The following is a 12,638-nucleotide window of genomic DNA, read 5'->3' as shown; positions in this document are numbered from 1 at the left end:
GGCGCGACCGGAAGGTCCGGGCGCATCAACAAGAACGAATGGGCGGGGGGATGATTTAGCTTGAGCGAGGCGGCGCCTGCGAGATCGAGCGCCGCCCGCGCGGCGCATCGCGGATGAATCCGCTCCTACATTTGTTGCAACGTGGCCATGCCTGATAGGCCATGGTTGTAAGCCTTGTACGCTCGACGCGATGTTTCGGTGGGCATTGCTGCCGCCCCACCTGTCTCAAGCCTTGCGCCAAGGCTGGCAACCATGGCCTGACAGGTTCGGCACGTTGCAACAAATGTAGGAGCGGATTCATCCGCGATGCGCCGCGCGGGCGGCGCTCGATCTCACAGGCGCTGCAACTCTCCCGCCCCTCAACCCTGGTCCAGCGAGTGCCCCTCGGCCATCGCCACAATCACCTTGCGCGGGCCTTCGAACGGCGCACGGGCATGGGCAGCGAGCATGTTGTCGAGCATCATCACGTCGCCTTCCTGCCAGAGGAAGCTGATCTTGCAGTCCTCCAGCACCGCACGGATCTGGTCGAGCACTTCATCCTCGATGGGCGAACCGTCACCGTAGTAGACGTTACGCGGCAGGTCTTCCTCGTCGACGATGTCCAGCAGGCTTTCCCGCACCTCGGGCGGCAGGTTGGAAATATGGAACAGGTGCGCCTGGTTGAACCAGACCTTGTCGCCGGTGACCGGGTGCTCAGCCACCGCCTGACATACCTGGCGGGTGCGCAGCTCACCGTCGTCCTTCCATTCACAGGTGATGCCGTGGGCCTTGCAGTAGGCTTCGACCTCCTGCGGATCCTCGGTATTGAACACATCCTCCCACGACACATCCAGGCCGTTGCCGAAGTTGCGCACGTACATCAGGCCCTTGCTGACGAAACGCTCGCGAATGTGCGCGGGCACCTTGCGGTAAACCTCGCGACTGTCGGCAATCGGCGTCTGCCCACCGGATTTCGCGGCGATCATGCTGTAGAACCAGATCTTCATCGGCCAGTCGCGGGAGTAGGCCTGCTCGTTGTGCAACGGAATGTGCTGGTGCGCCGGATACTCGGTGGAGGTGTAGACCCCCTGGGTGACGTTGGTGCGCGGCGTGGAGCCGAACTCGTAGTTGAGCAGCGGATGGCCGAAACTGGCGGCGAACTGACGGAACTGTTCGGCGCCCTCCAGGCGGAAACCGCGGAACAGGATGCCGCCATCGCGCAACAGGTGTTCGTCCACCAGCGCCTTGAGCTCCTCGAACACGTCCAGCAGGCTGGTGTCGTCGTCACCGGCCTCCACCAGCAATGGCAAACGTCCCTGCTCCGGCAATAGCGGACGCACTGTAAATCCCACAGCAACACCCATGACGGGCCTCCTGTACACACCTAAGGAAAAGGGAGCGACGGCCCAGGGGCACGCGCGCATCCGGTGATAGGGGGACGTTTCGGGAAGCAGGCAAATTAGTCCCTTCGCAGGAACCCGCAGCAACAGGCAGGGCAACCTGGAAACACTTGCTTGCAATTACCCCATCAGGTTTTGCCCTGCTCATGCGTCTCTTTCTGATACGGCCGGGCAATCCGCCCCTTAATTCGCCATTGACACTGTGTACCCATGTCGAAAAAGTCACGCTCGAAAATCTGGTTCCTCGTGCACAGCTGGCTGGCGCTGCCCATCTGGTTCTTCGTGCTCATCGTCTGCGTCACCGGCACTCTGGCGGTGATCAGCAAGGAGATCGTCTGGCTGGCCAACCCGGAAACCCGCGCCAATCCGCCTTCGGATGACGCCCGGCGGTTGTCCTATGACGAGCTGCTGGTGGCCATGCAGCGCGACGAGCCCGGCATCGCCGTGGCCAGCCTGATGACCCTGAGCGAGTCGCACTTCGCCATGCTGTCGGATGTCACCTACCCTGACGGCCGCACGCTGAGGGTCTACGTCAACCCCTACACCGGGCACATCCAGGGCGTTCCCCCGCAGTTCAACTTCGAGGAATTCACCCGCGCCCTGCACGGCTGGTGGCTGGTGCCGCACACCAATGGCTACAGCTGGGGCTGGTACCTGGTTTCACTGCTCGGGCTGCCGATGCTGGCTTCGCTGATCACCGGCCTGGTGATCTACAAACGCTTCTGGAAAGGTTTCTTCAAGCCGACCCTGCGCTTCAACCAGGGCGCGCGGATCTTCTGGGGCGATTTCCACCGCCTGAGCGGCATCTGGTCGATCTGGTTCATCGCGGTGATTTCCATCACCGGCACCTGGTTCCTGGTCAAGGCCCTGCTCGCCGACAACCATATCGCCATCTCCAGCCAACCCATCGTGCCGGTGGTGGCAAGGGAGACGGTGCCACTGACCGCCGACGGCAGTCCGACGCCGATGATCAGCCCGGACGAGGCCGTCAGGATCACCCAGCGCGAAATTCCGGGCTTCAACGTCGACTACGTCGGCTTCCCCAGCAACGCCTATGCCCATCTGAGCATCGGCGGCATGAGCTGGTATCCACTGGTGTACCAGAAAGCCGAGATCAACCCCTATACCGGCAAGATGGAAGCCAGCCGCCTGCTGGGCGATCGCAAGGCGGTTGAAATCGTCACCGAGTCCATGCGCCCGTTGCACACCGGCGAGTTCGCCGGCCTGACCACCAAGCTGATCTGGTTCTTCTTCGGCCTGCTGCTGAGCATGATGGTGCTCAGCGGCCTGCTGATCTGGAGCAAACGTACCGCCCTGGCCACCGCCAACGCGCTCAAGCGCAGCCAAAAGCAGGCGCGCACGGCCAAGCAGCCGGTTGCAACGGAGGTCACGTCCAGTTCTTGAAACATTTTCTTTCATTTGCTTTGGCAGCTTTCTGATTCTCATTCGTCCTTACTTATGCAGCCCTCCAGGTTGAGCACAGACTCGACCGTATTTTTTTATGCAGAAGACCGACCGATGGCCCGACAATCGAGAAAGAAATCCAATTCCAAGCTGTGGTTTCTGGTGCACAGCTGGCTTGCCCTGCCGATCTGGTTCTTCGTCCTGATCGTCTGCTTCACCGGCATGCTCGCGGTGGTCAGCCAGGAAATCGTCTGGCTGGCCAATGCCGACGTGCGCGCCAGCAAGCCCGACGACGACAGTCAGCGCCTGAGCTACCAGCAGGTGCTCGACGCCATGCACAAGGCCGAACCGGACCTGGCGGTGCGTTTCTTCAGTCAGCCGGACGGTTCGCACTTCGCCCTGCAGGCCTCGGTGACCCGCGCCGACGGCACCAACGCGCTGCTCTACGTCAACCCGTACAGCGGGGCCATCCAGGGCCAGCGCCCGGACTTCGACTTCGAAGCGTTCACCCGCGCCCTGCACGGCTGGTGGCTGGTGCCCTTCACCAACGGCTACAGCTGGGGCTGGTACCTGGTGTCGCTGCTCGGACTGCCAATGCTCGCCTCGCTGGTCACCGGGCTGGTGGTGTACAAGAAATTCTGGCGCGGCTTCTTCAAGCCCGTGCGCACCGGCCATGGCCGGCGGATCTTCTGGGGCGACCTGCACCGCCTGGCCGGCGTGTGGTCGATCTGGTTCATTGCGGTGATCTCCATCACCGGCACCTGGTTCCTGATCCAGGCGATCCTCGGCGACAACCACGTGACCATTTCCAGCGAGCCCGTCACTCCGGTGATCGCCCGCCAGCAGGTCCCGCAAACCCCCGACGGCAGCCCGGCGCCACGCATCGACCTGGACGAGGCGGCGCGCATCGCCACCCAGGCGGTCCCGGGCCTGGACGTCAGCTTCATCTCGCTGCCCGCCACCGCCTACAGCCACTACAGCATGGGCGGCCGTGGCTGGTACCCGCTGATGTTCCAGACCGCCGAAGTCAACCCCTACACGCGCAACGTCGACGCCCAGTTCCTGCTCGGCGACCGCTCGGCCCTGGAGTTCGTCACCGAATCCATGCGCCCGCTGCACACCGGTGACTTCGGTGGCCTGGCGATCAAACTGATCTGGTTCTTCTTCGGCCTGGTGCTGACCCTGATGGTATTCAGCGGCCTGCTGATCTGGACCAAACGCACCACCCAGGCCACCCGCGCCGCCCTCAAGCGCGGCGAACGCCCGGCGCGCCCAATCACCCTGGAGGCCCACTCTTGAGCCAGACCGACACCCTGCCGCCGAGCGGCCTGAAGCAGCTGTGGCTGAAATGGCGCTTCCACCTGAACATCCTGCTGATCCTCGTGCCGCTGGGCTTCATGCCCAAGTACTTCGCCGACGCCAGCCTGTTCCGCGGCGACAGCGGCCTGGGCGCCAACATCATCCAGAACGTCCAGGTCGGGCGCTGGACCATGGACCTGGCCGAGCTGCGCGACGAAGCCCCGCGCGCCGAAGGCCCGGCCGGCTACTTCAAGGCCTTCAACGCCGCCTGCGGCAACTGCAACGACGGCGCCAAGGCCATCTACCTGCGGGTGGGCAAGCCGCGCAGCCTGCGCGCCGCCGGCACGATCTTCTTCGGCGCGCCGGCGCGCATGGGCACCTCGCTGCCGATCCCGCCACGCACCCGTCCCGACGCCGACATCTGGATCACCATCGAAGGCTGGGACGGCAAGATGTACCAGGCCTCGGTACCGCTGGCCAAGGCATCCCCCGCCACCGCGGCCTGGCTTGAAAAACAAGGAGGCAACAAATGAAACAGCTGATGCGCAGGCTGGTCCTGCCCCTCTTGGCCCTGGCCGCCACCCCGGCGCTGGCGCACAACCCCATGTGCGAGTGCACCGAGCACGGCGAACAGATCACCTGCAAGGGCGGTTTCTCCGACGGCAGCGGCGCACCGGGGGTGACCCTGGACGTGATCGGCTACGACGAACAGGTGCTGGTGGCGAGCAAGCTCGGCGACGACTCGACCCTGACCTTCAAGCGCCCCGACGGCGAGTTCTACGTGCTGTTCGACGCCGGCCCCGGCCACGTGGTGGAAGTCGACCACGCCGACATCGGTGCGCCATGAGCCGCGCCCAGGTGGTGCGTCCGGCCGGCGCCGGGCACGAGACCCTCTACGTGCTGCTGGCCGCCGTGCTGATCGTGGTGCTGGCCGCAAGCGTGGTGGCCGTGCGCGGCGAGCGCGAGGATGAACAGGCCATCGCCGCCCACCAGCTCGACGCCCGCCGCGACCTCAATGCCGCCGAACAGGGCATCCACACCGACCTGTGGGTGGCCGTCGAGGAGATCCGTGCACTGCGCGAGGACAATGGCGTCGCCCCGGATACCCAGGCCCTGGCCGACGAGGGGCTGCCACCCTTCGTCAGCGACGCCAGCAGCCAGAGCCGCGGCAGCCACCAGTGGTCGTTGCTGGTCAACGGTGCCTACCTGGGACGCAGCCAGGACGCCCAGGTGGCCGGCAGCTTTCTGGTGATCCTGCCCGCCGCCAGCGATGCCCAGCCGGATGTCTGGCTGCGCCGCGACAGCACCGCCCTGCCCCCGGACGCGCTGGACAGCGATGCGCTGATCGCCGCCGGCTGGCAGCAGATCGTCACCCACTACGACGCCGGGGTCACCCGCCAACACCGTCACTAAGGACCTGCCCATGCTCCGCTTCGCCCGCCGCACCCTGGCGCTGCTCCTGGCCTGCGCCCTGCCCGCCCTGGCCCTCGCCGACAACGGCAAGCCCCTGCGCATCGGCATCACCCTGCACCCCTACTACAGCTACGTGAGCAACATTGTCGGCGACAAGGCCGAAGTGGTGCCGCTGATCCCGGCCGGTTTCAATCCGCATGCCTACGAGCCGCGCGCCGAGGACATCAAGCGCATCGGCAGCCTCGACGTGATCGTGCTCAACGGCGTCGGCCACGACGACTTCGCCGACCGCATGATCGCCGCCAGCGAAAAGCCCGACATCAGGACCATCGAGTCCAACGCCAACGTGCCGCTGCTGGCGGCCACCGGCATCGCCGCCCGAGGCGCCGGCAAGGTGGTCAACCCGCACACCTTCCTGTCGATCAGCGCCACCATCGCCCAGGTCAACAACATCGCCCGCGAACTGGGCAAGCTCGACCCCGACAACGCCAAGTTCTATACGCAGAACGCCCGTGCCTACGCCAAGCGCCTGCGTGGCTTGCGTGCCGAGGCCCTGGCCAAGGTCACCCAGGCGCCGGACGCGACCTTCCGCGTGGCCACCATCCACGCCGCCTACGACTACCTGGTGCGTGACTTCGGCCTGGAGGTCACCGCCGTGGTGGAGCCTGCCCACGGCATCGAGCCGAGCCCGGCGCAGTTGAAGAAGACCATCGACCAGCTCAAGGCGCTGGACGTGAAGGTGATCTTCTCGGAGATGGACTTCCCTTCGGCCTATGTCGACACCATCCACCGCGAGTCCGGCGTGCGCATCTACCCGCTCACCCACATCTCCTACGGCGACTACACCAAGGAAAAGTACGAGGTGGAGATGAAGCGCAACCTCGACACCGTGGTCCAGGCCATCCAGGAAAACCGCACATGACCGCCGCCGCCAACCTCACCAGCGCCTGCGGGCCGCGCATCGAGTTCGACGGCATCGACCTCACCCTCGGCCGCACGCGCATCCTCGAGAACGTGCGTTTCAGTGTCGCCCCGGGCAGCGTGCACGCCATTGTCGGCCCCAACGGCGGCGGCAAGAGCTCGCTGATCAAGACCTTGCTCGGGCAGATGCCGCACCAGGGCCAGTTGACCCTGCACTGGCCCGGCGAGCGCGAGGTGATCGGCTACGTGCCCCAGGCCCTGGAGTTCGACCGCGGCCTGCCGATGACCGTGGACGACTTCATGGCCGCCATGTGCCAGCGCCGCCCGGCGTTCCTCGGCCTGTCGCGGCGCGTGCGCCCGCAAATCGACGCGGCGCTGCAACGGGTGGGCATGCTCGACAAGCGCAAGCGGCGCATGGGCGCCCTCTCCGGCGGCGAGCGCCAGCGCGTGCTGCTGGCCCAGGGGCTGATCCCCGAGCCGCAGCTGCTGGTGCTGGACGAGCCGATGTCGGCCCTCGACGAGGCCGGTATCCAGGTGTTCGAGCAACTGCTGCACGGCTGGCGCCAGGCCGGCACCACCGTGCTGTGGATCGAGCACGACCTCGAAGCGGTGCTGCGCCTGGCCGACCGCGTCACCGGGCTGAGCCGCCAGGTGCTGTTCGACGCCCCGCCGGCCCAGGCCTTGACTCCCGAGCGCCTGCTCGGGCTGTTCTCCGTTCACCCGCGCAGCGAGAGCCTTGCCTGATGAGTTTCGAAACCTTGCGCCAGCTGGTCCAGGACTGGGCCACGGCTGGCTATCTGCCCGAGGCACTGGCCTACGGCTTCGTGGTCAACGCCCTGCTGGCGGGCCTGATGATCGGCCCGGTACTCGGCGGCCTGGGCACCCTGGTGGTGGTCAAGCGCTTTGCCTTCTTCTCCGAGGCGGTCGGCCACGCGGCGCTCACCGGGGTGGCCATCGGCATCCTCCTCGGCGAGCCCTACACCGGCCCGTACGGCAGCCTGTTCGGCTACTGCCTGCTGTTCGGCATCCTGCTCAACTTCCTGCGCAACCGCACCGGCCTGTCGCCAGACACCCTGATCGGCGTGTTCCTCTCGGTGTCGCTGGCCTTGGGCGCGAGCCTGTTGCTGATGCTGGCCGGCAAGATCAACGTGCACATCCTCGAAAACGTGCTGTTCGGCTCGGTGCTCACCGTCAGCGCCCACGACCTGCTGGTGCTGGGCATCGTCGCGGTGCTGGTGCTGGCCCTGGCCCTGCCGTTGTACAACCGCATCATGCTGGCCAGTTTCAACCCGCAGCTGGCGGCGGTGCGCGGGGTGGCGGTGAAGACCCTTGACTACCTGTTCGTGGTGTTGGTGACCCTGGTCACCGTGGCCTCGGTCAAGGTGATCGGCGCGATCCTGGTCGGCGCCCTGCTGGTGATCCCGGCGGCGGCGGCGCGGCTGGTCAGCCAGTCGCTCAAGGGCTTCTTCTTCGTCTCGGTAATCATCGCCACCCTCAGCACGTTGCTCGGCATCCTCCTGCCGATCGTCTTCGACCTGCCGGTGCCCTCGGGCGCGGCGATCATCCTGGTCGCCGGGATCTGCTTCGCCCTCTGCGCCCTGGCCCGCGCCCTCGTCCCACGCCTGCAAGGAAACCCGGCATGACCCTGAAGAAACTCACCCTGGCCCTGGCCCTGAGCGGCATGCCGCTGCTGGCGGGCGCCACCGAAGTGCTGACCACCCTGCCGGTGACCCACAGCCTGGCCAGCGCCTTGCTCGACGGCACCTCGGTGCAGCTCAAGCGCGCGGCCCCGGCCAACCTGCCGGCCAGCCGCCAGCCCTCGTATTTCAGCGGCCGTGGCGGCGCCAGCCTGCACAAGGTGGCGCAACAGGCCGACGCGGTGATCGGCGTGCGCTCGATCTGGCGCGACGACCCGCTCTACCCCACGGCCCGGCGCAGCAACATCCGCATCGTCGAGATCGACGCCGCGCGCCCGGTGGACGGCGCCCTGCCCGGTATCGCGGTCAAGGGCGACGAAGCCTTCGCCGCCTACCCCTGGCTCAACCCGACCAACCTGGGGCGCATGGCCGACGTGGTGGCCAATGACCTGGAGCGCCTCTCGCCAGCGGACAAAGCGAAGATCCAGGCCAACCTGGCCGGCATCAAGCGGCAGATGCTGGAGCTGACCGCCAACAGCCAGACGCGCCTGGCCGAGGTCGACAACCTGACCGTGGTCAGCCTGTCCGAACGCCTGGGCTACCTGGCCAGCGGGCTGAACCTGGACGTGGTCGAGCAGGCGCTGCCGGCCGATGACAAGTGGGACGAAGCAACGCTCGAGGCGCTTGCAGACAACCTCAAGGCGCAGGACGTGGCGCTGGTGCTGCACCATCGCCAGCCAGATGCCAAGGTAGCCGAAGTGATCGCCGCCGCCGGGGCGAAGCTGCTGGTGGTGGAGAGCGACGCGGACGATACCATGGCCGGGCTCAAGGCCAGTGTCGAGCAGGTGGTCAAGGCGCTCGGCAACAGTTGAAGCTTTTGCAGGAGCGGCGGTGCCGCTCCTGCATGAACCTCATCAACGCTTCATGCAACGCTGATAACGCTCATCCACCCTGCCGGCAAACCACGCCGTGGTCAGCTTGCGAGTGATCTTCGGACTTTTCAGCTCGATCCCCGGCAGCACTGCCCTTGGCAAGGGCTTGCCGGCCTTTGCTTCGGCCAGGGCAAAGACCTTGCGGTACAGCTCGGTCTCCTCCAGCGCCAGGTCGTTCTCTGTCTCCAGCTGCGCCCTGATCTGCGGATTGCGCAGCCCCAACTTCGCGCCCAGCTTGCGCGCCGCCTGCTCGGTGGTACCGGGCATGATCGCGCCGGGGGCAATCAGGTCGCCGTCGAGCGCCAGCGTTACCCCACTGGCCCGGCTCAGCGCCGCCTGGAACGCGGCGTTGCGACTGGCGTACCAGCCGGCGTTGAAGTCGGCGAAGCGGTATAGCTGGCGTTGGTAATGGGTCGGATAACCCAGCAGGTGGGCAATACCGAAGTACATCCCGCCACGGCGGCTGAACACCTCCTGGCGAATGCTGCCCGGGTGGTCGTAGGGATAGCCCTTGGCGTGCTTTTCGGCAAAATCCACGCTGACCTGCATCGGCCCGCCGGTACGCACCGGGTTCAGCCCGCCCAGCAGCGAGCGCCCTAGCGGCAGGCCACCGATCACCTCGTCGTACAGGGCGCTCAGTTGTTTTTCACTGCGCACGGCGAGCAGACGTTGCTGATAGGTCTTGCCGTTGGCCGAAGGCGTGCTCAGGGCGCCATCGACCAGCAGCTGGGGCACATGCAGCCGCGCCGCCCGGCGGTCGATCTCCTCCCGGGCGATGCGCCCCAGGTTTGGCACTTGAGGGTCGGCATTGAAGGTGGACTCCTGCTCGGTCACTGCCAGCACGGCGCACAGGTTGCTCTTGCTCGGGCTGATGCCCTGGGCCTGGAACGCCACCTGGATATCCTCGGTCCAGCCCTGACGGTCCTTGACCTGGGCCGGCAGCAGGCGCATGAGCTGGGCGCGGACCTTGGCCGGATCGGCCTCCGCCGCCTCTTCGCGGCGCCCGGCGCAGCCCTGCAGCAGGCCCAGCGCCAGCAGCCCGCTGGCCAACAGACGCCCGTTCAGGGTTGCTCCCCCACCAGGTAGGTCTTGCTGATCTGGCGGAACAGCGGATGACTGGAGCTGCCCAGCAATTCGAACAGCACCATCTCGCGGGTGACCACCTGCGCCCCGGCATCGCGCATGCGCGCCAGGCCCGCCGCCTTGCTGGCCGGGGTGCGGCTGTCGCAGGCATCCTCGACCACGAACACCTGCTTGCCCAGGGCCAGCAGGCCGAGCACGGTCTGCAGCACGCAGACATGGGTCTCCATGCCACAGACGATGACCTGCTCGCGCGCCAGCAGGCTGGGCGGCAGGCATTCGGCGGCGACACAGGAGAAGTGCATTTTCTCGACGACCTCAGCGGCTGGCGCCGCGGCCTTGAGGGCGGACAGGGTGTGGCCCAGGCCCTTGGGGTATTGCTCGGAGATCACGGTGGGCAGTTCGAGTTCGGCGGTTGCCGCCAGCAGCCAGCGGGCGCGGGCCGCAGTGCCCTCGGGATCGCTCATGGCACCGATGAGTTTTTCCTGGATATCGACTACCAACAGCGTGGCCTTGCGAGGATCGATCAGCATTGTCAGCCTCATGCCTGGGGAAAAGGCTAGCCTTACCCAGGCGCGGGATGACGTCAATCAAAGCAGCACCTGGGCAAGTTGCCGTTGCGGTTCTGTTGCCGTTGCCGTTGCCGTTGCCGTTGCCGTTGCCGTTGCCGTTGCCGTTGCCGTTGCCGATCAGGAGTCTAGCGCCCTACCCAGCTAGCGACAGCTGCGTCATCCCAGGCGCCGCCCGTAACTTCGCGACTTCAGGAGGCCGAACGGAGGTCTTGCGGAGGGAGGTGACGGGCATGGATGCCCGTCAAGCGCTGCGCCCCAGGATGGGGCGTTCAGCGCGGTCCTCCCGGGAGCAAGGCCGGAGTGAGGGGACCCGGAGCGAAGCGGAGGGCCGGATGAATGGAGCGCAGCGTTTTTTGGTTACTTTTTGTCGCGTTTGACAAAAAGTGACTCGCCGTAAGGGCGAAAAGGTGAATGCGCGTCGACATCGTAAATGAATGCGCTTACAACTATAAAAACCGATGCCGATTGACTTTGACTTTGACTTTGACTTTGACTTTGACTTTGACTTTGACTTTGACTTTGACTTTGACTTTGACTTACACAGCGTGCGTCTCGAAAGTTATATGCGCATTCATTTGCGATGGTGACGCATAATCACCTTTCCGCCCTTACGGCGGGTCCCTTTTTGAAGGATCAAAAAGGAACCAAAAAATCCTAGCTCCATTCATCCGGCCCCTACGCTTCGCTCCGGGGTCCCCTCACTCCGGCCTTGCTCCCGGGAGGACCGCGCTGAACGCCCCATCCTGGGGCGCAGCGCTTGACGGGCATCCATGCCCGTCACCTCCCTTCGCAAGACCTCCGTTCGGCCTCCTGAAGTCGCAATTTGTGTCGCCTGAACTATCGCGCACTTAGAAGCAAAAGCAGAGCAAGAGCAAGAGCAAGAGCAAGAGCAAGAGCAAGAGCAAGAGCAAGAAAAAAGCTTTGGATTGGTAATTGGAAGTTTTCTATATGCAGCAGCCTCTCGCCGAAAATAAGGCATGAGGCCACTGTAGAACTATCAAACTACAAGACGAATTCTAAAAACCGCCCTGTCTATCACGCACAAAGCCGCAATGGCTCCAATGTCCTACAAAGCACATCAAGCACACGATCTTCATGTTCATGAATAAAGAAATGCCCTCCCGGAAACTTCGCCAGCGAATACTCGCCAACCGTCTCCCGCCCCCAGGCCTGCAACTGTTCGTCATTGGCGCGATCGTTCTCGCCGGCGAATACATGCAAGGGACATTGCAGCGGCAGGCGCTGCTCGTACGCATAGCGGCCGCAAAGCAGGAAATCCGCCTGCACGATCGGCAAGGTCAGGCTCATGAGCTCTTCGTTGGCCAGCACTTCCTCGGAGGTACCACCCAGCTTGCGCAGCTCGGCGATCAATTCGGCATCGCCACGCGGCTCGGTCCATTTGCCACCGGCGTAATCCTCGCGCCGGGTCGGCGCCGCAGTGCCGCAGGCGAACAAAGCCACTGGCGGCGGGCAGCCGAGTGCACGCAGTTCATGGGCCAGCTCGAAGGCGACCAGCGCCCCCAGGCTGTGCCCGAGCACGGCGTAAGGCGCATGGGTGACGGCGCGCTGCTCATGGGCCAACTGCCGGGCCAGGGCCCGCAGGTCGGTATGCAGCGGGTCAGCCATGCGCGCACCGCGCCCGGGCAGCTCCACCGGGCGCACCTGCAGCCAGGCCGGCAGCTTGCGCCGCCAGCGGCTGTAGACCATCGCACTGGCACCGGAATACGGCAGGCACAGCAGGTTCAGGGTCGACACCGCCTTATTGCGCCGCGACTTCGGCCATCTTCTGGCGCAGGCTCAGCGGGCGCATGTCGGTCCAGACTTCGTCGATGTAGGCCAGGCAGTCCTTCTTCAGGCCGCTCTTGCCCACCGCGCGCCAGCCATTGGGGATCGCCTTGTAGTCGGGCCAGATGGAATACTGCTCTTCGTGGTTGACCACTACCTGGAACTGGATATCGTCGCGGTCGAAAACGGAAGTCATTGCCTGTCTCCTTGAATGAT

Annotated in this window: 14 protein-coding genes; 9 read left to right on the top strand and 5 right to left on the bottom strand. The window is 65.2% G+C overall.

Annotation, left to right across the window (positions count from 1 at the left end):
- Window positions 1-359: 359 nt before the first annotated feature.
- On the bottom strand, window positions 360-1,343 hold the full coding sequence (locus CCOS191_RS11040; RefSeq protein WP_046855227.1) for a TauD/TfdA family dioxygenase: 984 nt from the start codon (window positions 1,341-1,343) through the stop codon (window positions 360-362).
- A gap of 246 nt (window positions 1,344-1,589) precedes the next feature.
- Here CCOS191_RS11040 and CCOS191_RS11035 point away from each other — a divergent pair, with 246 nt between their 5' ends.
- From CCOS191_RS11035 to CCOS191_RS10995, 9 genes are all read left to right on the top strand, one after another.
- Window positions 1,590-2,783 carry a PepSY-associated TM helix domain-containing protein gene (locus tag CCOS191_RS11035; protein WP_046855226.1) on the top strand — a complete coding sequence of 398 codons (1,194 nt, stop codon included), beginning with the start codon at window positions 1,590-1,592 and terminating at the stop codon, window positions 2,781-2,783.
- 114 nt (window positions 2,784-2,897) lie between these two features.
- Window positions 2,898-4,082 carry a PepSY-associated TM helix domain-containing protein gene (locus CCOS191_RS11030; protein ID WP_046855225.1) on the top strand — a complete coding sequence of 395 codons (1,185 nt, stop codon included), beginning with the start codon at window positions 2,898-2,900 and terminating at the stop codon, window positions 4,080-4,082.
- Entirely contained in the window at window positions 4,079-4,615 is a 537-nt protein-coding gene (locus CCOS191_RS11025; protein ID WP_046855224.1) for a hypothetical protein, read from the top strand. The genes CCOS191_RS11030 and CCOS191_RS11025 overlap by 4 nt, the downstream gene beginning before the upstream one ends.
- Entirely contained in the window at window positions 4,612-4,929 is a 318-nt protein-coding gene (locus tag CCOS191_RS11020) for a hypothetical protein (RefSeq protein WP_046855223.1), read from the top strand. Before CCOS191_RS11025 ends, CCOS191_RS11020 begins: the two co-directional genes overlap by 4 nt.
- A complete protein-coding gene (locus CCOS191_RS11015) occupies window positions 4,926-5,495 on the top strand; it encodes a DUF6162 family protein (protein ID WP_046855222.1) in 570 nt (189 codons plus the stop codon). The genes CCOS191_RS11020 and CCOS191_RS11015 overlap by 4 nt, the downstream gene beginning before the upstream one ends.
- A 10-nt stretch (window positions 5,496-5,505) precedes the next feature.
- Window positions 5,506-6,417 (top strand): metal ABC transporter substrate-binding protein, encoded by a 912-nt coding sequence (locus tag CCOS191_RS11010; protein ID WP_038706328.1) that lies wholly within the window; start codon window positions 5,506-5,508, stop codon window positions 6,415-6,417.
- Window positions 6,414-7,160 carry a metal ABC transporter ATP-binding protein gene (locus CCOS191_RS11005; RefSeq protein ID WP_046855221.1) on the top strand — a complete coding sequence of 249 codons (747 nt, stop codon included), beginning with the start codon at window positions 6,414-6,416 and terminating at the stop codon, window positions 7,158-7,160. The genes CCOS191_RS11010 and CCOS191_RS11005 overlap by 4 nt, the downstream gene beginning before the upstream one ends.
- A complete protein-coding gene (locus tag CCOS191_RS11000; RefSeq protein WP_023633107.1) occupies window positions 7,160-8,059 on the top strand; it encodes a metal ABC transporter permease in 900 nt (299 codons plus the stop codon). The genes CCOS191_RS11005 and CCOS191_RS11000 overlap by 1 nt, the downstream gene beginning before the upstream one ends.
- Window positions 8,056-8,925: a metal ABC transporter substrate-binding protein gene (locus CCOS191_RS10995; protein WP_046855220.1), complete on the top strand. Its 870-nt coding sequence runs from the start codon at window positions 8,056-8,058 to the stop codon at window positions 8,923-8,925. The genes CCOS191_RS11000 and CCOS191_RS10995 overlap by 4 nt, the downstream gene beginning before the upstream one ends.
- A 42-nt stretch (window positions 8,926-8,967) precedes the next feature.
- Here CCOS191_RS10995 and CCOS191_RS10990 read toward each other — a convergent pair whose 3' ends face one another.
- The 4 genes from CCOS191_RS10990 to CCOS191_RS10975 all read right to left on the bottom strand — a co-directional run bounded on the left by CCOS191_RS10990 (window position 8,968) and on the right by CCOS191_RS10975 (window position 12,618).
- On the bottom strand, window positions 8,968-10,050 hold the full coding sequence (locus tag CCOS191_RS10990; RefSeq protein ID WP_331711976.1) for a DUF1615 domain-containing protein: 1,083 nt from the start codon (window positions 10,048-10,050) through the stop codon (window positions 8,968-8,970).
- The gene (locus CCOS191_RS10985; RefSeq protein ID WP_046855219.1) at window positions 10,047-10,598 is read right to left on the bottom strand and encodes an isochorismatase family protein; all 552 of its coding nucleotides are present in this window, start codon (window positions 10,596-10,598) and stop codon (window positions 10,047-10,049) included. Before CCOS191_RS10985 ends, CCOS191_RS10990 begins: the two co-directional genes overlap by 4 nt.
- Window positions 10,599-11,672: 1,074 nt before the next feature.
- Window positions 11,673-12,392: a thioesterase II family protein gene (locus CCOS191_RS10980; RefSeq protein WP_046855218.1), complete on the bottom strand. Its 720-nt coding sequence runs from the start codon at window positions 12,390-12,392 to the stop codon at window positions 11,673-11,675.
- A gap of 4 nt (window positions 12,393-12,396) precedes the next feature.
- A complete protein-coding gene (locus tag CCOS191_RS10975; protein WP_023632740.1) occupies window positions 12,397-12,618 on the bottom strand; it encodes an MbtH family protein in 222 nt (73 codons plus the stop codon).
- Between the last annotated feature and the right edge of the window lie 20 nt (window positions 12,619-12,638).

Origin of the sequence: Pseudomonas sp. CCOS 191 (assembly GCF_001007005.1) — a bacterium.
In the GTDB taxonomy this organism is placed as follows: Bacteria; Pseudomonadota; Gammaproteobacteria; order Pseudomonadales; family Pseudomonadaceae; genus Aquipseudomonas; species Aquipseudomonas soli.
The sequence above is the reverse complement of the archived record's forward strand: the minus strand, read 5'-3'. Positions and strand labels throughout refer to the sequence as shown.